General features: G+C 50.0%; 18 protein-coding genes. 4 read left to right on the top strand and 14 right to left on the bottom strand.

Annotation, left to right across the window (positions count from 1 at the left end; genetic code table 11):
• The first annotated feature begins 14 nt into the window (after positions 1–14).
• Entirely contained in the window at positions 15–389 is a 375-nt protein-coding gene (locus PKI34_05360; GenBank protein ID HNS17229.1) for a PqqD family protein, read from the top strand.
• 161 nt (positions 390–550) lie between these two features.
• Here PKI34_05360 and murB read toward each other — a convergent pair whose 3' ends face one another.
• Positions 551–1,567, bottom strand: a complete 1,017-nt coding sequence (gene murB, locus PKI34_05355; GenBank protein HNS17228.1) for a UDP-N-acetylmuramate dehydrogenase — start codon at positions 1,565–1,567, stop codon at positions 551–553.
• Between the two features lie 118 nt (positions 1,568–1,685).
• Here murB and PKI34_05350 point away from each other — a divergent pair, with 118 nt between their 5' ends.
• Complete coding sequence (locus PKI34_05350; GenBank protein ID HNS17227.1) at positions 1,686–2,807, top strand: glycosyltransferase; 1,122 nt, start codon at positions 1,686–1,688, stop codon at positions 2,805–2,807.
• On the top strand, positions 2,764–3,924 hold the full coding sequence (locus PKI34_05345; protein ID HNS17226.1) for a glycosyltransferase family 1 protein: 1,161 nt from the start codon (positions 2,764–2,766) through the stop codon (positions 3,922–3,924). The genes PKI34_05350 and PKI34_05345 overlap by 44 nt, the downstream gene beginning before the upstream one ends.
• Here PKI34_05345 and PKI34_05340 read toward each other — a convergent pair.
• The 12 genes from PKI34_05340 to PKI34_05285 form a co-directional block, all read right to left on the bottom strand.
• The gene (locus PKI34_05340) at positions 3,904–4,590 is read right to left on the bottom strand and encodes an ATP-binding cassette domain-containing protein (protein HNS17225.1); all 687 of its coding nucleotides are present in this window, start codon (positions 4,588–4,590) and stop codon (positions 3,904–3,906) included. The genes PKI34_05345 and PKI34_05340 overlap by 21 nt on opposite strands.
• 66 nt (positions 4,591–4,656) lie before the next feature.
• Positions 4,657–5,235, bottom strand: coding sequence for an RnfABCDGE type electron transport complex subunit A (locus PKI34_05335; GenBank protein HNS17224.1), 579 nt, complete (start codon positions 5,233–5,235; stop codon positions 4,657–4,659).
• Between the two features lie 13 nt (positions 5,236–5,248).
• Complete coding sequence (locus PKI34_05330; protein ID HNS17223.1) at positions 5,249–5,833, bottom strand: electron transport complex subunit E; 585 nt, start codon at positions 5,831–5,833, stop codon at positions 5,249–5,251.
• 2 nt (positions 5,834–5,835) lie between these two features.
• A complete protein-coding gene (locus tag PKI34_05325; GenBank protein ID HNS17222.1) occupies positions 5,836–6,408 on the bottom strand; it encodes an RnfABCDGE type electron transport complex subunit G in 573 nt (190 codons plus the stop codon).
• A gap of 77 nt (positions 6,409–6,485) precedes the next feature.
• Entirely contained in the window at positions 6,486–7,469 is a 984-nt protein-coding gene (locus PKI34_05320; GenBank protein ID HNS17221.1) for an RnfABCDGE type electron transport complex subunit D, read from the bottom strand.
• A gap of 3 nt (positions 7,470–7,472) precedes the next feature.
• On the bottom strand, positions 7,473–8,807 hold the full coding sequence (gene rsxC / locus PKI34_05315) for an electron transport complex subunit RsxC (GenBank protein HNS17220.1): 1,335 nt from the start codon (positions 8,805–8,807) through the stop codon (positions 7,473–7,475).
• 50 nt (positions 8,808–8,857) lie between these two features.
• On the bottom strand, positions 8,858–9,718 hold the full coding sequence (locus PKI34_05310) for an RnfABCDGE type electron transport complex subunit B (GenBank protein ID HNS17219.1): 861 nt from the start codon (positions 9,716–9,718) through the stop codon (positions 8,858–8,860).
• 154 nt (positions 9,719–9,872) lie between these two features.
• Positions 9,873–12,227 carry a T9SS type A sorting domain-containing protein gene (locus tag PKI34_05305; protein HNS17218.1) on the bottom strand — a complete coding sequence of 785 codons (2,355 nt, stop codon included), beginning with the start codon at positions 12,225–12,227 and terminating at the stop codon, positions 9,873–9,875.
• A 68-nt stretch (positions 12,228–12,295) separates the two neighbouring features.
• Positions 12,296–12,721, bottom strand: coding sequence for a SoxR reducing system RseC family protein (locus tag PKI34_05300; protein HNS17217.1), 426 nt, complete (start codon positions 12,719–12,721; stop codon positions 12,296–12,298).
• Between the two features lie 73 nt (positions 12,722–12,794).
• Positions 12,795–13,499 carry an SDR family oxidoreductase gene (locus PKI34_05295; GenBank protein HNS17216.1) on the bottom strand — a complete coding sequence of 235 codons (705 nt, stop codon included), beginning with the start codon at positions 13,497–13,499 and terminating at the stop codon, positions 12,795–12,797.
• An 18-nt stretch (positions 13,500–13,517) separates the two neighbouring features.
• Positions 13,518–16,082, bottom strand: a complete 2,565-nt coding sequence (locus tag PKI34_05290) for a FlgD immunoglobulin-like domain containing protein (protein ID HNS17215.1) — start codon at positions 16,080–16,082, stop codon at positions 13,518–13,520.
• A 58-nt stretch (positions 16,083–16,140) separates the two neighbouring features.
• Positions 16,141–17,145, bottom strand: coding sequence for a hypothetical protein (locus PKI34_05285; protein ID HNS17214.1), 1,005 nt, complete (start codon positions 17,143–17,145; stop codon positions 16,141–16,143).
• Between the two features lie 192 nt (positions 17,146–17,337).
• Here PKI34_05285 and PKI34_05280 point away from each other — a divergent pair, with 192 nt between their 5' ends.
• Positions 17,338–18,555, top strand: coding sequence for a DUF5706 domain-containing protein (locus PKI34_05280; protein HNS17213.1), 1,218 nt, complete (start codon positions 17,338–17,340; stop codon positions 18,553–18,555).
• Positions 18,556–18,604: 49 nt separating this feature from the next.
• On the opposite strand, the gene ftcD is transcribed toward PKI34_05280, so the two are convergent.
• Complete coding sequence (ftcD, locus tag PKI34_05275) at positions 18,605–20,308, bottom strand: glutamate formimidoyltransferase (GenBank protein HNS17212.1); 1,704 nt, start codon at positions 20,306–20,308, stop codon at positions 18,605–18,607.
• Positions 20,309–20,321: the final 13 nt, after the last annotated feature.

Raw genomic sequence — 20,321 nt, 5'->3', positions numbered from 1 at the left:
ATCTGATCACGTTTATGAACTTTTTTCAACGTCGCAGGATCCTGAAAGGAGCCAACTACCTCACCCTGACCCCTGTCAGGATCCATGCGCACGAAATTGCGGAAAATGGCAGAGTGACCCTGATGGTTCCCAAGTTCAAAAATCAGGTGCTCCGGGAATACCTGATCCCCAGGAATAAATCCGATCATTTCCGGATCCATCTCGATGAACTGGGTTCCGCCACCTGGCTTGCCATTAACGGTGAATCCAACGTAGCAGAAATCTGCTCAAAATTGCACGAAAGTCTGGGCGAGAAGATCAGCCCGGCTGAACAAAGGGTCACACGGTTCCTGACCCTTCTCTACGACCAGCGGTATATCACCTTCAGGGAGCTGAGCGGGAAGCGGTAGGCAGCGGAGCGAAGCGACGTCCTGACAAAAGTCGGCAGTCAGCAGTCAGCAGTCAGCAATGAACGGGAGCTCTTAATGGTCGGCATTGGGATAGTCAGAAAGCGGTTTTGGAATTTGAATTTTGGAATTTGTTTGGATCTTGGTACTTGGAATTCGGGATTTTACAGAATGTTGACTTCTGTTTCCAGCATTACCCCAAATTTCCCCGCAACCGATTGCCGTATTTTATCCGCAAGGTCCAGGACTTCCATCCCGGTGGCGTTTCCAAGGTTGACAAGCACCAGGGCCTGATCCTGATGAACGCCGGCCTGGCCTTCCCGATAACCCTTCCACCCGCAATGTTCGATCATCCACCCGGCTGCCAGTTTGACCGTTCCATCCGGCTGCTGATTTCCAGGCAAGCCCGGAAATGATTCCTTTAAATCAGAATATCGTTCTGCAGCTACGGAAGGATTCTTGAAAAAACTTCCGGCGTTTCCAAGAAGGGCTGGATCAGGGAGCTTCCGGCTCCGGATGCGGATCACCGCATCCCTGACAGCCTTCAGCGATGGTTCACAGACATCCATTCGATTCAATTCCTCTGAAACCGCACTGTACCTGAGATTGAAGGCAGGACGTTTCATCAGGCGGAGGGTGATGGAGAGGATAATATAATGATCCTTGTCCGATGTTTTGAAGATACTGGTCCGGTATCCAAAACCGCACGCTTCAGCCGGGATCGTAACCATTTGCATTGTTTTCCGGTCCCAGGCACACAACTCCGTCAAAACATCCTTCAGCTCAGCTCCGTATGCCCCGATATTCTGAATGGGCGCGGCACCGGCCGTGCCGGGGATCAGCGATAGATTCTCCAGCCCTCCCAGTCCCCTGTCGACACCATAGCTGACCAGCTGATCCCAGTTCTGCCCGGCATAAGCCCTGATTTCAGCATCATCGGAGGTTTCACGGATCACGCTGACACCCTGCAAATCCATTTTCATGACCAGACCTTCAAAATCCCGGGTGAAAAGAATGTTGCTTCCGCCGCCAAGAATCAGCATGGGCTCAGATTGGTCAATCTCATTTCCCTGAAACAGTCCCTGCAATTCCTCCACGGTTTGAATGGTCGCAAAAAGGCTTGCCCTGGCATCAATGCCAAAGGTGTTGTGGTTCTTTAATGAAACATTTTTTCTGATCATGCCAAATCAGCCGCTGCCGGTTGGTAGTTAAACGTCTGACAAAATAACGGATTTTAGCTTGAAAATCATAATGCAACAAATGAACCTCAGATTCGTTAAATAAGATCATCTGAAGGAATTGGATTTGAAAACAGCCATTGTTTCCGTCACCAGCGATCTTGTCACCGACCAGCGGGTGGATAAAACTGCTGAAAGCCTTCGGGAAACCGGATTCAGGGTCATCCTTGTCGGAAGGAGGATGCGAAGCAGCTTGCCCTTGAGCGAAAGAAGCTACATCACCAGGCGGATGCGGCTGGTTTTTGAAAAAGGGGCGCCGTTCTACGCGGAATTCAATGCCAGGTTATTTTCATACCTGCTTTTTCATAAAGCCGACCTATTGATTGCCAACGATCTGGACACGCTGTTACCCAACTTTTTGATCCATCGGATCAAGAACATCCCTCTTGTATACGACAGTCACGAGTATTACACGGGTGTTCCGGAGCTGGTCAACAGGCCCTTTGTGCAGAATTTCTGGAAAAGGATCGAAAAGTGGATCTTCCCACGGTTAAAAGATGTCGTTACGGTCAACGATTCCATCGCAGATCTCTACGGGCAGGAGTATGGTGTACGGCCGCACGTGGTCAGGAATATCCCGCCGGCCAGGGGGAGTGGTACAACAAAAGCACGTGAGGAGCTGAAACTTCCTGAGGATCAACACATTGTGCTGCTGCAGGGTGCTGGCATCAACATCCAGCGGGGAGCGGAAGAAGCCATTGAGGCCATGCAGTACCTCGATAAGACGATCCTGTTGATCATTGGAGGTGGGGACATCGTATCCGTTCTCCCGGGAATGGTTCAAAGGCTGCACCTGGAGGAAAAGGTTTTTTTCATTCCCAAGCAACCTTTTGAGCGCCTGTTTCATTATACACGATGTGCAGATATCGGGATTACCCTGGACAAGGATACCAACATCAACTACCGGTACAGTTTGCCAAACAAGCTGTTTGACTACATCCATGCCGGCCTGCCCGTGCTGGCTTCCCCTCTGCCTGAGATACAAAAGATCATTGAAAAATATAATATAGGCATGATGATCGAATCGCATGATCCAAAACACATTTCGGAACGAATGAAGATCATGCTGACTGATCAGGAACGCCGGAAAACCTGGAAAGAGAACCTGCGGAAAGCTGCTGCAGAACTGAACTGGGAAAATGAAAAAGGGATACTCCTTGAACTATTCAGGAAGTATGCATGATCGTCATTTACATATTGTATCCTTCACCGTCCCCTACCCTCCCAACTATGGCGGCGTCATCGACGTATACTGCAAACTTATGGCGCTGCACAACCAGGGAATAAAGATCCATCTCCATTGCTTCGAATACGACCGTCAGCATGCCAATGAACTGGACAAATTCTGTGAGTCGGTCCATTATTACAAGCGAAAAACAGGCCTGAGGTCAACTCTGAGCAGCACACCCTACATCGTCATCAGCCGCCGGTCAGAGCAACTGATCAGCAATCTGTCAAAAGACGATTACCCGGTCCTTTTTGAAGGGCTCCATACATGTTACTACCTGAACGATCCGCGACTCAGTGGCAAGGTGAAGATCTACAGGGAGAGCAATATTGAACATCATTATTACTACAACCTCTGCAGGGCTGAAAAAAACCTGTTCAAAAAACTCTACTTTCTGACCGCAAGCATCAAATTGAAAAGATATGAGAAAGTTCTGAAATTTGCCGACCTGATGCTGGCCGTTTCCGCGAAGGATAAAGAATATCTGCAGGACAAGTTTACCGGCATCCCGGTTTATCACCTTCCCAGTTTTCATTTCAATAATGAGGTTAGCATAAAACCGGGACGCGGAAATTATTGTCTTTACCACGGCAACCTTTCCGTCGCTGAAAATTCGGTGGCTGCTGCCTTCCTCATCAGGGAAGTCTTTGATGATATCGGCCTTGATCTGAAAATTGCCGGATTGAATCCACCCGAATACCTGAAAAAGTTAGCCCGGGTCAGCAAGCATGTCGAAATCATTGAAAATCCTTCCGCCGAAGAAATGAACCGGCTGATTGAGCAGGCGCACATCAATGTGCTGGTCACATTTCAGGCAACAGGATTGAAATTGAAGCTGCTGAACACCCTGTTTACGGGGAGGTTCTTACTGGTCAACAGTGCCATGCTGAACGGAACAGGGCTGAACGAGCTGTGTGAAATTGCCGATACCCCCGTAGAACTGAAAGCTGTTCTGACCAGGCTGAAAGAAAAGGAGTTCGAAGAACCGGAAATACTTCACCGCAGAAAAGTACTTGCCCGGCTGTATTCCAACCGGCTGAATGCTGACCGGTTAATAGAATATGTATTCTGAAGTATCCACCCTGCCATTTTCACACTTCAGGGTTCTGGAGGGGTATTTTCTGAAAAGGGAATAATTGTGCGTGGCCATAAATACCGCACACCCGGTTTTGCTGATGTCAAACAGAAGCTTCACGATACCTTCTGATGTTTCAGGATCAAGGTTACCGGTTGGTTCGTCGGCCAGGATGATCTCCGGGTCATTCACCAGGGCACGGGCAATGGAGACACGCTGCTGTTCACCTCCGGAAAGCTGGTGAGGCATTTTAAAGCCCTTGGTGCCCAAACCGACCTTTTGAAGTACCTCCTGTGAGCGAACCTCCATTTTCTCCTTATCCTTCCACCCGGTTGATTTCATTACAAATTTCAGGTTCTCATTGACAGACCGGTCCGTCAGAAGTTTAAAATCCTGAAAGACAATGCCCAGTTTCCTCCTCAGAAAGGGTATCTCTTTCTGTTTGATCGTTGAAAGGTCAAAACCGGCCACCACGCCAAGACCATCCCTGACAGGCAACTCAGCATAAAGGGTTTTCAGAAGGCTGGATTTGCCCGTTCCCGTTTTGCCGACAAGGTATACAAACTCCCCTTTCCTGATGGAAAAGGTAACATTGGACAGGACCAGTATGTTCTTCTGGAAAACTACCAGGTTCTGAAGATCTATGATCGGTTCGTTGTCCATTTCTAAATTTTTCGATCAGCTTCTAGCTTGCAGCTTGCAGCTTGTAACTTGCAGCTTTTCCCGCAATCACCAGCTCACCAGGTTCGCAAATCCCATGAATGCCATGGAAAGGATCCCTGCGATGACCAGAGCGATGGGAACTCCCTGCATCCCTTTCGGCACTCCCACCAGCGCCAGGTGTTCCCTTATACCTGCGAAAAGCAACAGGGCCAGACCAAAGCCCAGTGCATTGGAGATGGCAAATACGACTGCTGTCAGCAAGGCCAGATCCCGTGTAATTGTTTGTATTGCAACTCCCAGGACAGCACAGTTCGTTGTGATGAGCGGTAAATAGATTCCCAGTGCCTGATAAAGGGCAGGGCTAACCTTTTTGAGGATGATCTCCACCATCTGGACCAATGCGGCAATGACCAGGATAAAGGCGATGGTCTGTAAAAAACCAATGTGAAACGGTTCAAGGATAAACCGCTGGACCAGCCACGTCATGATGGTTGCCAGTGTCAGGACAAAAAGTACGGCTCCTGCCATTCCCGTTGCAGTGGAGATGCGGGTTGAAACCCCCAGCAGGGGACAGATGCCCAGAAATTGGGCAAAGACAATATTATTGACAAATACAATAAATATTATTATGATTACATATTCCATCTCCGTATTATTTTTAATTTGCCTTTTTCAGTTTGTTTATCAGTGCGATCAGAAAACCCAGGGTCAGGAATGCGCCCGGCTGAAGGATGAATATAAGAATGGCATCTCCCGGAATGAATTTCAATCCGAAGATTGAGCCACTTCCCAGCAACTCCCTGATGGACCCGAGGATCGTAAGGGCAAGGGTAAATCCCAATCCCATCCCTGCTCCGTCAATCAGGGAGGAAAGTATTTTGTTTTTTGATGCAAAGGCTTCTGCTCTTCCAAGCACAATGCAGTTTACGACGATCAAGGGGATGAAAATCCCGAGCTGTTTATGAAGTCCGGGTGCATAGCCTGCCATGAACAGGTCAACAATGGTTACGAATGAAGCGATGACCACAATGAAAACGGGGATACGAACCTTATCAGGTACGTAATTCTTAATGGCAGATATACACAGGTTCGACATCACCAGTACGAAGGTGGTCGCCAATCCCATACCCAGGCCATTCATCGCTGATGTTGTAACACCAAGTGTCGGACACATTCCCAAAAGCAGAACAAGTGTCGGATTTTCCTTGATGAACCCTTTGGTAAAATTTTTCCACTGGTTCATAATCAATTACCTCCTTCATTTTTATAAGTATCATATGCCCGCTGCACCGCATCGCAAAACGCGCGGGAACTGATGGTGGCAGCCGTAATGGCATCCACATCACCTCCGTCCTTTTTCACTTTGAGTTTAAATTCCGCAGGATTTTTCCCGTAAAACTGTTCCTTGAATTCCGGCGTTTCCATCTTGGTGCCCAGCCCGGGAGTTTCCTTCTGTTGAAGCACTTCGATTTTTGTAATGAAATCGTTCGTATCAAACCCCACCATCAGTTCGATCAATCCGCTGTAACCTTTCTTTGAGTAGGTTTGAATGGCCACACCAACAAGGGAATCTTTCTTGTATCCGGTTATCATTCCAATCGGTCTTGCCTGGTCGGGGAGGATCAGCGTATCTGTGACAACGGTATCAAAATCCTGAATGACCTGTCGGATGGCATATTCCATTTTCAATTTTTCCACCCTCGCAATGGGCTCCAGCGTGATATTGTAAACGCCTGCCAGTGCAAACGAACCTACCGCGGTAAAGATCAGCAGGTTCAGGAACATATTGATAAACGTCGATTCTGTTTTCTTTGCCATAATAAGTATCTTTTCAGGAGAACACGATATCTATCTTTTAATGGATCATTTCATCCGTTAGGTACTTTTGTACAGGCTCATCCAAACCGGGCCGGTTTGAATCCGCGGTTGATCAGCGGAGTCACCGCATTCATCAGAAGAATGGCGAAGGAAACCCCTTCCGGATAAGAGCCCCAGATCCTGATCAGCATGGTTATGATTCCGCAGCCCACTCCGTAGATGATCATCCCCTTTGCCGACATCGGGGAGCTGACCATATCGGTAGCCATATAGAACACGCCCAGAATCATCCCGCCGGCGATCAGATGGAAGAACGGAGTGACATACAGCGCCGGATTGATCAGATGCATGATCCCTGAAAACAGAAAGGCAGAACCCAGATAGGCGACGGGGATGTGCCAGGTGATGATCTTTTTGTAAAACAGGTAAACAGCTCCGATCAGTAACGCCAGGGCTGAGACCTCACCGATACTTCCCCCCTGGTTGCCCAGCAGATCGTTGACATAGGAAGGCAGCTCAGGCATCAGCTCCTGAACGGTTTTGCCAGCCTGAAGCCCTTCTTTCAATATTCCAAGTGCGGTCGGTCCGGTGACTGCATCGGTGATCTGAGGCATGAACTGCGGATTGGGAACAGGCCAGGAGGTCATCTGCACCGGGAACGAAAGCAGAAGAAAAACACGACCCACCAGTGCGGGATTGAAAATATTCTTGCCGATGCCTCCAAAAGCCATTTTGGCGATCCCGATGGAAACAAATGCACCGATGATGATGATCCACAGGGGCAGGTTGCTGGGTACATTGAAAGCCAGCAGAATGCCTGTAATCACGGCAGAGCCGTCCGTGATGGTGATCTCGCCCTTGATGATGTATTTCTGTATCAGGTATTCAAACAACAAACAGGCAGCGACGGAAACAACGGTCAGGATCAGCGCATCCATTCCGAAAAAATAAATGGAAACCAGAAAAGCAGGGATGAGTGCGTAGATGACTCCATACATGATCTTCTTCACCGACTGGTCGGAGTGAATATGGGGAGAACCTGAAACAATTAATGTGCTCATAAGTTATTTTTTTCCTCTGTTCCTGATAATTTGACCCACTCTGATTTTGCCAACACGGATGTAATCCAGCAAAGGCCTTCCCGAAGGACAGGTATAATGACAGGAACCGCATTCGATGCAATCCATCACCCGGTCCTTTTCTGAACCTTCGAAATCTTCAGCAGCCACCCGAAGGGCAAGTAGGTAAGGTTCCAATCCCATCGGACATACTGAAACACACCGCGAACACCGGATGCAATTCTGCACCTTTACGCGGACAGATTCCTCTTCGGGTAAAAGCACGATACCTGACATCCCTTTCACCACCGGTGTGTCAAAAGAGATAAGGGCCTTCCCCATCATGGGGCCGCCACTCAGTATTTTTCCTGCATTTTCGGGAAATCCGCCTGCTTGTTCTAATAGTTCCGAGATCGGTGTGCCGATCCGGGCAAGAAAATTTGATGGATTTTTCAAAGTCTTGCCAGTGACCGTCACCACGCGTTCAAAAAGGGGCTTGTTTTTTTGAACAGCCTCATAAACGGCAAAAGCAGTACCGACATTATGAACCACGCACCCAACCTCAAAAGGCAGTTTTCCAGAGGGCACTTCCCGGTTGAGCAGGGCTTTGATCAGCTGCTTTTCACCACCCTGCGGATATTTGACCTTCAGACCCTGAACCTGAAAGCCTGGAAATTTATTGCTCAGATCCGACAAATGGGCAATGGCATCGGATTTATTCTGCTCGATCCCGATGATGACCCTTTCCACCTTCAGGGCGCGCATCAGGATGAAGGCACCCATCAGGACCTCCTTTCCTTTTTCCAGCATCAAACGGTGGTCTGCTGTCAGATACGGTTCACATTCAACACCGTTGATGATCAGCGTATCCACTTTCTTTCCCTCGGGTACCATCAGCTTCACATGGGCTGGAAAGGTGGCTCCGCCCATACCTACGATCCCCATCTGGCTTATCCGGTCAATGATTTCCTTTGGTGACAGGGAAACCTCCCAGTTGATCCCGTCTGTCCGGTCAATGGAGTCTTCCCATTCGTCACCCTCCACATCAATCAGGATGGCCTGCTTCCTGTAGCCACTGATATCCAGAACCTCATCCACCTTGAATACTTTTCCGGAAACAGGGGAATGGATATTGGACGAGATGAAGGACTCACCCTTGGCGATCAGCTGACCCGTTTTGACGCGGTCACCATTTTGAACGATCACACGGGAGGGTGCACCGAGATTCTGAGAAACGGTCACAAAAACCCTCTTTGGCAGTGGGATTTCCCGAATCGGCTGACTGGCCGATAATTTATTTTCTGCTGGATGAACACCTCCAAGCTTGAATGTTTTCAGCATGGATCCTCCTGAAATTTATAACAGATCATATTCAATGTTGTAATATAAGATCAGATTTCGACAGCCTGAGGTTTTGGTTCGGCACCGGCGACCTGCTCTTTTCTCGGCGGAAAATTGATTTCCAGGATGGCATTGGTGGGACATTCCGGAACACACTTTCGGCATAACTTGCATTTGAGGAAATCAATATAGGCCAGGTTATTTTCAAGGGTGATCGCATCATGGGGGCACACTTTCACACACTTGCCACAGCCGATGCAGGCAACCGAGCAGTTCTTCCTGGCGACGGCTCCCTTTTCCTTATTGACACAGCTTACAAAAATGCGCCTTCCTTTGGGTCCCTTGTTCCTGAGTTCAATGATTCCCCGGGGGCAGGCTGTGACACAGGCGCCGCAAGAAGTGCAGTTTTCTTCCACCACCACCGGTAACCCGGTCGTTTCGTCCATGAACATCGCATCGAATTTACAGGCAGCCACGCAATCCCCTAAACTAAGGCATCCGTAGGGACAACCGCTTTCGCCTGAAAAAAGGGTATGGGCAAAGAAACACGTGGCAGGGCCGTCGAACCGGTATTTCATGGGAGCATGGGTGCGGGAACCGTTGCACCGGACAACCGCCACCTGGGGATCCTTGGCGACGGCCTGCAGGCCCAGGATCTCGCCGGCCAGGGCCATGGTCGGATTGCCGCCTACCGGGCAAAAGAAACCTTCCAGTTTGCCGGCTTTCACCAGGCTCTCCGCAAAATTGCGGCAGCCTGCGTACCCGCACCCCCCGCAATTGGCTCCCGGCAATACTTCGTTGACAAGGTCGATGCGGGGATCCTCCACGACCTTAAACTTCTGAGCGACAAAATACAGGATGACGGCAAAAACAACCCCGAGAGAGGATAAAGAAATGACTGCATTGAGCATGACATTGTCCACAGCAGATCTCCTTTCAGAATGATAAAATGATTTACATTACCAGGATATTGAAATCAAGTGGTACAAATGTAAAAACAATTACGGAAGGGGTACGCCCGGCGTGTTATTTTTTTCACAATGAAAATGAATGACTGACTGCCGGCTACTGAACGATCACTTTCTCTGTCCGGATCACCTTTCCAGACCTGATCTCAATGAAATAGATCCCTCGTGGCTGGTAATTCATAATGAACTGCTCATCAACCGGACCGGAACCTGAGGCGCCTTTCTTGGTAAAGATCCTCTCCCCCGCCTGGTTCAGAAGGCTGATGTCATAAGGTTGATCTTTCAGACCGGTTATGGTCACGCGAAATGAATCCGTTGCAGGGTTGGGAACGATTTTCACCTGAACATCCGGGTTGGCAGGCTCACTGATACCCGTGCAGGGATCGAACTTCACCCTGACCTTATCTGACTTGGGTTCCTCACAGGGATCGATCGGGTAACCCGTAAGGGTGAGCCGTACCGATCCGTTGGCAAGGTCAGAGGCTCCAGGTGTATAGGTGGCCTGTAAAATGGATGGATCATCAAAAGATCCATCTCCGGGTGTTGACCACAGGACCTCCGAAGCGCTGGAGACTTCCCCTTCTAGCAGGACGGAGGTATTATAACAGATGGTGGTGTCGTTACCGGCGAATACACTCGGCCAGCGGGCAAGGGCGACATACATGGTGTCCTGGTCCTGCAATCCGGGCTCGTAACCGAAAGCGGTAACGGCAAGCGTAAATCCGCCGTTGGCAATGTCTAACGGTCCGCGGATATAGCCCTGCTCCATATTGACGGGCGGAGCAGGGACGAAAAAGCCGTCACCATCCGTTGACCAGAGGACCGACTGTACATAGATGCCTGTGGATACCGCCGTAAAGGGTGTGTCTTCACAGATCACCGTATCTTTGGCTGCTGCAATCTGAGGAGGCTGAACGGGTCCGAAGTCAAATGAACCGATGCGTGTGCTCCAGTTGCCCATTGAATATTCCTGTGTGTACCAGAAGGTATAATCATCCACTGGATCCACGGTCATGCAACTATAGTCCCCCCACCGGTCCAGTGCTGTCTGAGGGGCCTGGCCGGCTATGAGTTCCCTTTCGGCATAGTTCATCACTCCTGCCGGTGCGTCGGCTGATCTCCCCGTAAAACGCACGGAGGGATAAGTTGCTGAGCTGGAAACGGTATAGCCGAGTGCGATTTCACCCGCCCCGTTCATGGCAATGCTGCCCATCCACCGGTTTTCATCATCAGGTGCATAGGTGCCCTGCTGGTACACATACCACGGTCCCTGTTCCTTCCTTAGTTCGTACCAGCGGACGGCAGCGTTACCATTCACCTTGACGGTATGGTTGGTCAGCAGAACTTCGTAGTCAGTAAAATTCCGGTATTGCAACCGGTACATCAGCATCACGGCAAGGTCGTCAAGCCGTACGCCTGTCCCGGGCTGCGGAATTCCATCCAGACTGGCATTATAGGGTTCCGTTGCCAGATCGGCGATCAGTTCTATGGATGAATTATCCGGATTGTCCCAATCCACCTGCATGGCATAGACCTCCAGGTGCTGATCATCCCAGACCCGGCGGTGGATGATGTAATTGGGTGAGTTGGCCGGAGGTGAAGGACCGTCAACATCGGCCGGAAGAAGGCTGAAGGTTCCCCACATGTCAAAGTAGACCATCTGGGCATCCGGATCTCCCGCAAGCATTTTCTCCCGTTCAAAGGAGGACACTGCACCCCTGGTATTTCCGCCAAACATGTTGAATGTGGCATAATATCCGTCGTGCCAAACACCGAGTTTGGGATAATCATTGAATGCAGGAAATTCAAATGCATACCGGTAATATTCTCCCAGCGGATCACCGGTGGCTGACACTGCAACAAGTTCCCAATAGGAACCATCATCCGTATGGATGGCAAACTGGGAGGCAACCCAGCGATCGGCAAGATGATCGTACACTACGATCGGATCCCCGTCGTTTGTTCCGGTCCAGGGTCCTGCAAAACCAAACCAGAGCGTCGCGTTGTCCACCGGTCCGTAAAGCTTGTTCCCGTTCTTGTCCCAGATGGCGAACGACAGGTTGATCATCTGGAAATAATGATTGGGTCCCACGTCACCGTCCGTGTCGGGAGGATAAACGCTGTTGACATTTCCCACTCCCTTGAAATTCAAGATAGGGCCGCGCTGGTTGCGCTCACCCATCCGCTGCTGGGCAACGGGATCGGTCACCGTTTCAAAATGAGCTTTCTGTTCATCGGTGAACGTCCGTTCCAGCGACGGATTCTTGATGATGTTGTTCTTCCAGCTCCGGATCCTTTCACCTGGGAGCACCACCGGCATGCTCCTCAGCGGAGGAGTTTTGTCATAATAGGTGGCTTTGCTTACCCTGACCTTTCCAATGGAATTTTCCTGCGCGAACATACCCGGCAGGAGCAATGTTAAACAGACCAATAACGTAAACGCTTTTTTCATTCGTAGTGCATCATATTATACTTCATTCCTGTGTCTTTCATTTTCAAATGACGCTCCGTAACGATCCATCATTTGGATTGGATGGTGAAACCGAAACCCTTTTTCAACTTGTCGCGGAAATGGTAAAGAATTGAATAATAAGGTACCAGCAAGAAGATGGAGAGGAGAGCAGAAATACCTTCCTTCACCCCGGCCGACAGTAAAATCACGAGGGATACCAGGACGATCAAAAATGGGATGAGGTAGGCCAGGACAACGGCCCTGGTTCCTGAAGACTGATCCATGACCACATCAACCGTTTCTCCGACCGGATGGCTCTCTCCCTCCTGATTTCTGACCTCAATGATCTTTTCCTGTGATTCTGCAAGGTTGCAGGCTCCCTTGATCTGACAGGAGGAACAAGCTGAAGCGGATTGGATCCTTACATAGACCGACTGGCCATCAACCTTGTCAACTGTACCTTCGTGGCAAATTTTTTCACCTGTCCGACCCATTTTTATCCGTACTTTCTGCAAAAGTACGCTTTTTGCAGAAATGGAAAGCATTTCCCTGACCGGAAAAATTTATCTACGGTGTTGACAAGGACAGCTGAAGCACCTTGCCGTTGAAAAAATGATGTCCCGTTCTGGAGAAAGATGCAATGAATGCGGCCATTTCATCCGGTGTGACAGGGGCTTTGTATCCGGGAAAGGCCATCCGGAGCATTTCGGTATCCACGGCTCCCAGTGCGAGCATATTCACGGATATTCCGGCAGGTTCCAGTTCTGCAGCCAGGCATTCCGTAAGAATGGCCAGCGCGCCCTTGCTGGCGCTGTATACCGACATACCCGGGAATTTGACGCTTCCCTGGACTCCTCCCATGCTGCCGATATTGACGATATGAGCCCCTTGGTTCATCAAGGGCAATAATTTCTGGATCAGGATAACCGAAGCTCTGAAATTGATATCGAGCAGCCGGTCGATGTCCTCCGGTGTAAACTCAGCAAACGGCTTGTGGATAAGCAGGCCGGCATTGTTGACCAGTACATCGGTCTTTTCGAAATGATTGACCACTTCCGGAATCAACCGGTCGTCAGACGCTATGTTTGAAAGATCATAGGCAACAGGGAAGACACGACTTCCGGGATGGTGACTGATACAATAGGAACGAAGATCATTTAACGCAACCGGGTTCCTTGATATGGCTATGATGCTGTCGCCCGGGTTCTTTGCATATTCCCTGACCAGTGAATTGCCGATGCCCCGGCTTGCTCCTGTGACAATGATGTTCATTTTTAAGGCAGAATCTGATCAGAGAACAACGATCTTACTGACGGAGTGGCGGGAACCGTGACTCACCTGCAGAAAATACAGGCCGGGGCGCATCCTTTCCCCTGCCTCATTCTTTCCGTTCCAGGTAAGTTTACAGGTACCTTCGGAACAGCTGCCATCGAAAAGTGAAATGACCCTTCGTCCGCGCTCATCAAGGATCATGGCCGTCAGATGGTCTTTTTCCTTCACGGCAATTTCGATCAATGCTGATTGTGCTTCTGTGAGTGAAACAGGATTGGGATAGATGGTCACGGCAGGATCGTTTTCGGTGATGGTTGTTTGTTCCGGGGTGCCTACCGCCAGGTCATCCAGGTCGACCCTGTAAATGCTGAGACCATAAGTCCCGACATAAAGGGCGCGGTCGTAATCCAGGATTTTCAGATCATAGATGGGGACATTGCCCAGGCCGCCTGAAACGCCCCACCAGCTTTCACCCCCGTCTTCGGTCAGGAAGAGCCCCGCATCCGTTCCAACAAGATACCTGTCCGCCACATCAGGATCGATCGCCATTGCGTTCACGGGAAGCTCCGGGAGATTGCCGCTGATATTTTCCCAGGTCTGACCAAGGTCATTTGACCGGTAAACGTGGGCAATGGGCTCGTCCCAGCGGAATCCGGACAGGGTGGCGTAGATCACGTCGGAGTAGACCGGATCACACTTCACGCGAGTGATCCATCGCTTGGGAAGCCCTTCCGAAATTTCATTCCAGGTGGCACCGGCATCCAGGGATATATGCACATGTCCGTCATCTGTTCCGGCCAGGATAATATCCGGGTCGGGCCTGGAAATGTCAAGGGTGGACACGGTATGATATCCACTGCCATCGTCCCCGTCGGTCAGGTCAGAGCTGACTGCGGTCCACTGTGAGCCTCCGTTAAGGGTCTTCCAGACACGGTAGGTTCCGAAATAAAGCGTATTCGGCAGCACGGGATGCATCACCAGCGGCGATGACCAGTTGGTGCGGTCGTTGCCCATCGACCAGGCGATGTAATTGAAATCGTTCCCGCCGTCAGTGGATTTATAGAGCTGCCCGTACTGGTACTCGGCGTAGATGATGTTGGAATTCGTATAATCCACCAGGGTATAAAAACCATCGCCACCCAGGAGCGCTTCCCAGTCATCGAGACTTCCCGAATAGGTCCGGATTGTATTATTATCCTGGGTTCCACCATAGATTCGTTCGGGATTCTGGTAATCAATTTCGATGGCATAGAACTGCGTGATCGGAAGGTTGTTCACTTTCGTCCACGTAGTGCTGTAATTGGTGCTCATATAGAGACCTCCGTCGTTCCCTTCCAGGTACAGGCTGATGTTTTTATCCATGTACATGGCGTGGTGGTCTACGTGAAAGTCCCATCCACCCATTGTTGACCAGCTGTTACCCCCGTTGGTGGAGCGGAAGGCCTCCACTCCGTAAACATATACCTTGTTCGCATCATAAATGTCGACCCGGATCTGCCCGAAGTACCATCCAAAATTGCTGTTCATCTCCTGCAGGGCGTTATCATTGGTCCTGTACCAGCTTTCACCGGTGTCATCCGAACGATAGACCCGGACCTCTTCATTGGCCATGTCGTAAAAAGCGTACATCACGTTCGGACTGGATTTTGCAATGTCGATCCCTATCCTTCCGACATTATATCCGGAAGGCAGCCAGTCGGTGATCTCCGTCCAGGTATCGCCTCCATCCGTGGATTTGTACACACCGGAGCTCAGTCCGAAGGAAGTTCTGTAGCTCAATCCCCGGATGCGTTCCCACATGGCTGCAAACAAGATATCGGGATTTTCCGGATGCTGTACGATGTCGATCGCAGAGGTGGAGTCTGTCACAAAAAGGACCTTTTCCCACGTGTTACCCCCATCCTGGCTGCGGTAAACCCCACGGTGTTCATCCGGGGTGAACAACGTGCCACAGGCTGCAGCAAAAATGCGCTGGGGATCATCGTAATCAACTACGATCCGCCCGATGTAGGCGGAATAGTCCAACCCCAGATGGGCCCAGGTCTGGCCGGCATCGGTGGATTTATAGATGCCATTTCCCAGAAAACTGAAACTGGAAGAATTGGCTTCACCTGTGCCAGCATAGATAATATTTTCATCTGTGGGATCAATTTCAAGATCTCCGATGGAAATCAGCGGGGCGCTTAGAAAAACGTTTTCCCACGAGGAGCCGCCGTCAGTGGTTTTAAAGATGCCTCCGGTAGAAGCTCCTATGTACCACGTGTAAGGAGAGTCGGGATGCACGGCGATATCCGTAATGCGGCCGCCAATGTTGGTAGGTCCCATCAGTTCATAATCAAAACCGGACCGCGACGACGACCGCTGCATCTGAGCAGCCTGTTCAAACGCCTGCAGGTAGGAACTGGTCTTTATCTGCCCGTAAGGATAAGCACGCTGATACGCAATCCAGTCACCCGGATAGGTCTTGGGCACTTTTGTAACCGGCCGATAGGTTTTATTTTCAGGTGAAGTTCTAACAAGCAGATAAACCGCACTGATCAGGAACATCCCGGTAATGAACAGGAGAACAAGACTTTTTTTCATAACATTCGTGGTGTTGAGCTAAAGGCAAAAGTAGTCAAAAAACAAGACCGACCCGGGATTATCGATTTTTAGCCTTGAACACCGCCAGGACTGCATCTGTTCCGGCACCTTCACTGACAAGGTAAAGGGTCCCGTCATCGTCAAAACAGATCCCTTCAGGTTGAGCCAGAATAGCCGGATCAACCGGTAAAATCCGGAGAATCTCTCCTGAATCATTTGTTACGAGAATCATCTTTCCAACATGCGCAAGGATGTAAAAATCAAGGGTGACCGGATGGCAGGCTATGCCGCTTGGCTGAAAAGCGGTATTTTCATACTGGCTCAGGCGATTCGCAAGCTTGATGCTAATGCCCTGGTACCAATCCTTTGTTTCGGCCAACCCTATTTCATCGGTGTTGATGACCAGGTACGGAATGGTATCAATGTCAGCCGTTTGAAATGAAAACCTGTAAATGGCCCTGTAATTTTCAGGCGGATGTTGCCTGTCAAGAGAAGGTGAACCCTTGCAGGCTACTAAAAGACCATCGTTTTGTGGTGCAGGAGTTAAACCTTCACAATCATTCCGTGACTTCAACCGTGTTTTGTACCGACTGATTTCTGTTTTGATCGTTTGGTCTTTACCTACCCGGTAAATATTACCATTGCTCTTTAACACATAAAAGTGATCATTGACTATTGTAATATCCTCGTAATCACCTTCTCCTGCGAAATTGATCGTTTTTTCGATGGCACCGTCCTCCATCCTGAACACAAATATGCGTCCCACTTCATCCTGGATGCCGGCCAGGCATACCGAATCGTAAATGCAAATTCCTGATATCTCCGCAAGAATAGAGGGCAACAACACCCTGTGATCAGGGGAAGACAGATCATAAGTGTACACGAAGGAATTGTCAGTTCCCTGATCGGCCTCTCCCAGAACCGAAATCCCTCGTCCGGCAGGGTCTTTGGCTGAGGGAACCTTGTTACAGGCCTCCAAAAAGAGCACAGCCATCCCTGTCAGTGCAGCAAGGCAAAACCAGGGAACCGGGACAGTCTTTCGTATTTCAGTCAGAATTTGCACTTTAACTGAACGAAATTAATAAATTTCCGTAAAAAAGAAGGATGATTTGCTTAATCAGTTTTTATTTAATTTTACGCATAGATTCTTACTCCCTAAGGCAGGGATCTGTCAAACATCGGCAATCGGCAATCGGCAACCGGCAACCGGCAATTGACAATCGACAATCGACAATCGACAATTAATACAACACTCTTGAGCCTACTGAAAGAAACTGAAGAATTTTGTCTGCATCTTTTTGCGGAACTGGACCCGGAAAAATACATTTATCACAACCTGGCACACACCAAAGAAGTGGTCGAAGCCTGCAAGGTCATCGGCCAGAACGAAGGATTAAGCCAGGAGGAGATGGAACGGGTCACCATCGCCGCCTGGTTCCACGACACAGGTTATACGGCAGATTATACTCATCACGAGGAGGAAAGCAAAAAGATTGCGACAGGTTTTTTAACAGGTAAAAATGTTGATCCCGTCAAAATCGGGATCATCTGTGCATGCATTGACGCAACCAAAATCCCCCAAACTCCAAAGAACAGGATGGAGGAGGTGATCTGTGATGCCGATATGGTTCATCTTGCCCTTCCCAACCTTGTTGAACGTACGGTACTGTTGCACCTCGAAAGAAACAGGCTCAGGAAGGAAAACCTGCCGGCACTTGAATTTCTGAAGGAGTCGGTCCAGATGCTTAAAAAGCCTTACTTTACAGCTTACGCGAACAAAATATGGGATGATCTGAAAAAGAAGAACCTGGAGGAAGTCAAGCGAAAGATGGATCTCTGGAAGGCTGAAGAAAGCCTTATGCAGTCGGGGACCGATTACCCGGGACTGGTCAGCGGACTTGCCAGGGAGATCAAAAAACTGAAAAAAGAACTGGCCGTGAAACCGGCTTACACCAGGGCTGTAGATACGATGTTCCGTACCACTTCCCGTAAGCAGATCAACCTGAGTGCCATCGCCGACAACAAGTCGAACATCCTGATCACTATGAACACCCTGATCATATCGGTGGTCATAACACTGTTTGTCAGAAGATACCAGGACTATCCGCATCTGATCATACCCGTCCTGATCCTGATCGTCACCTGCCTGGGCTCCCTGGTCGCAGCCATCTTAAGTACCCGGCCGATCATCCTTAAAGGTGAATTTACCGAAGAGGATGTCCAGAACAAGCGTGTCAACCTGCTTTTTTTCGGTAATTTTTACAGATCGGCCTTCACGGACTATGAGAAAGCAGTCAAGGAGACCATGCGCAATGAGGAGGAGACCTTCAGCATGATGATCATGGATCAGTATTCCCAGGGGAAGGTTTTAGCAAAGAAATTCAAATTATTGCGGATCGCCTACGATATCTTCATGTATGGCTTCATCCTTTTTATCATCAGTTGCACCCTGGTGATGATCCTGTACACATGACAATTGACAATTTGCCAGATGGTCTGCAGGTTCTCGGGTCTGCAGTTTCTCAGCTGTGAGGTGAGATTTTTTTTGCCACGATTTCCAGGATTGCCCGTTCCGATTCAAGGGCTTTTTGTTCGATCAGGATTCCGTTGCCGATCATTTTCTCCGCCCACGTCCGGTCGTCGAGGCCGGCAGCATTGATCTTGACATTCAGGAAAGCACCCATCACTGCCGTGCGTGCACAAAGAGCGCCCACCCCCACGTCGGAAATGGATGCCGGCAGTCCCGATTCAGCCATGGCTTTGAGGATCTCCATCGAAGCCAGTGCCGTCTCCATTACCTGGAAGGGAATCTGAATGGCGTATCTGGATGCATCTTCGATGGACCGTTTCCGGGCAGCTGCCTCGTCCTTTGTTTTCTTCGGCAGGCCATATGCCTCCATGATCTTGTTGAAGGCCCGCGTGTCCTCGTCCACCAGGAACAGGAGCCGCGTCACCAGTCGCTGTCCTTTCTCCGCCCAGCCCGAAAATTCTTCCCACCGCTCATCCCAGCCAGCTTTATGTGACGAAAGATTGGCTACCATGGTACCAAGGGCAGCGCCCAGCGCCCCAACGGTAGCGGAAACGGATCCGCCTCCGGGAGCAGGGCTCTCAGAGGCTGTTTCCTCGGTGAATGCCTGTACAGACCGGTCGATCAACTTTTGCTCCGTAGCATCTTTTAATTGATACTCGATGATCTTTTCTTCAGGCCTGAATGGTTTCAGATCATCCAGACCCAGTGATTTGACGGCAATCTTGATCAGCTCCTTTTCAGAAATCCCGGCAGATCGCTGTTGTTTCCCCAGAAAATATTTTCCCGCGTCAAGCAGGGCCTGAAGTGGTATGAGACCGACCAGTTCCGAGCCTGTCACCCGCATTCCCCTTTTTTCGGCACTGCGGCAGGCTTCCTCAAAAGCAACGTGCACGGGAGTGATCCGGATATTGGTAAGGTTGACCGAAACCTGGGCTATTCCATACTCTTCAATGAACCAGCCGATGGCTTTGCAGGCCTTGAGAGCTCCCGGGACATAAATGTCCTGGCCATTCTCATCTTTTTTGATCGTTCCGGTGATGGGATGTCCATCCCTCACCGGCCGTCCTTTTTCCCTGATATCATAGGCCACCGCGTTGGCGCGGCGGACAGAGGTGGTGTTCAGATTGATGTTATAGGCCACCAGAAAATCCCTGGCACCCACCGCTGTGGCACCTGACAGGGCCACACGTTCGGCAAAAGCGTCGGGTCCGAAATCCGGTTTCCACTTCGGATCCCGCAGCTTTTCGGGCAGCCCTTCATACTCCCCCGCCCTGCAGTTGGCCAGATTGCGCCGTTCCTCCGTAAAAGCAGCATTTTCATAGCAGTAAACCGGAATGCCCAGCTCATCACCTATGCGACGGGCCAGCTTTCGTGCGAGTTCGGCCACTTCTTCCATCGTGATACCACGGATGGGAACCAGCGGGCAGACGTCCGTTGCTCCAAAACGCGGATGCTCACCCTTATGAAAACGCATATCAATGACTTCCGACGCCCTTTTGACGGCCAGGAAGGCAGCTTCAAGAACGCCGTCGGGCTCACCCACAAAGGTCACAACCGTGCGGTTCGTCGCCTTTCCCGGATCCACATCCAGTAAACGCACTCCTTCAACAGATTCGATCTGACCGGTGATCTGCCGGATGATCCCCATATCGTTGCCCTCGCTGAAATTCGGCACACATTCAATAAGCTGATTCATTGTCAAATTATTA

This window comes from Bacteroidales bacterium, assembly GCA_035342335.1.
Classification (GTDB): Bacteria; Bacteroidota; Bacteroidia; order Bacteroidales; family JAGONC01; genus JAGONC01.
This window is presented reverse-complemented; position numbering and strand designations above follow the sequence as displayed.

Bases quoted from the DNA above. Each gene is read 5' to 3' on its own strand.
- PKI34_05360 (HNS17229.1), top strand. From the start codon at position 15: ATGAACTTTTTTCAACGTCGCAGGATCCTGAAAGGAGCCAACTACCTC.
- murB (HNS17228.1), bottom strand. From the start codon at position 1,567: ATGATCAGAAAAAATGTTTCATTAAAGAACCACAACACCTTTGGCATT.
- PKI34_05345 (HNS17226.1), top strand. From the start codon at position 2,764: ATGAAAAAGGGATACTCCTTGAACTATTCAGGAAGTATGCATGATCGT.
- PKI34_05340 (HNS17225.1), bottom strand. From the start codon at position 4,590: ATGGACAACGAACCGATCATAGATCTTCAGAACCTGGTAGTTTTCCAG.
- PKI34_05335 (HNS17224.1), bottom strand. From the start codon at position 5,235: ATGGAATATGTAATCATAATAATATTTATTGTATTTGTCAATAATATT.
- PKI34_05330 (HNS17223.1), bottom strand. From the start codon at position 5,833: ATGAACCAGTGGAAAAATTTTACCAAAGGGTTCATCAAGGAAAATCCG.
- PKI34_05325 (HNS17222.1), bottom strand. From the start codon at position 6,408: ATGGCAAAGAAAACAGAATCGACGTTTATCAATATGTTCCTGAACCTG.
- PKI34_05320 (HNS17221.1), bottom strand. From the start codon at position 7,469: ATGAGCACATTAATTGTTTCAGGTTCTCCCCATATTCACTCCGACCAG.
- rsxC (HNS17220.1), bottom strand. From the start codon at position 8,807: ATGCTGAAAACATTCAAGCTTGGAGGTGTTCATCCAGCAGAAAATAAA.
- PKI34_05310 (HNS17219.1), bottom strand. From the start codon at position 9,718: ATGCTCAATGCAGTCATTTCTTTATCCTCTCTCGGGGTTGTTTTTGCC.
- PKI34_05305 (HNS17218.1), bottom strand. From the start codon at position 12,227: ATGAAAAAAGCGTTTACGTTATTGGTCTGTTTAACATTGCTCCTGCCG.
- PKI34_05300 (HNS17217.1), bottom strand. From the start codon at position 12,721: ATGGGTCGGACAGGTGAAAAAATTTGCCACGAAGGTACAGTTGACAAG.
- PKI34_05295 (HNS17216.1), bottom strand. From the start codon at position 13,499: ATGAACATCATTGTCACAGGAGCAAGCCGGGGCATCGGCAATTCACTG.
- PKI34_05290 (HNS17215.1), bottom strand. From the start codon at position 16,082: ATGAAAAAAAGTCTTGTTCTCCTGTTCATTACCGGGATGTTCCTGATC.
- ftcD (HNS17212.1), bottom strand. From the start codon at position 20,308: ATGAATCAGCTTATTGAATGTGTGCCGAATTTCAGCGAGGGCAACGAT.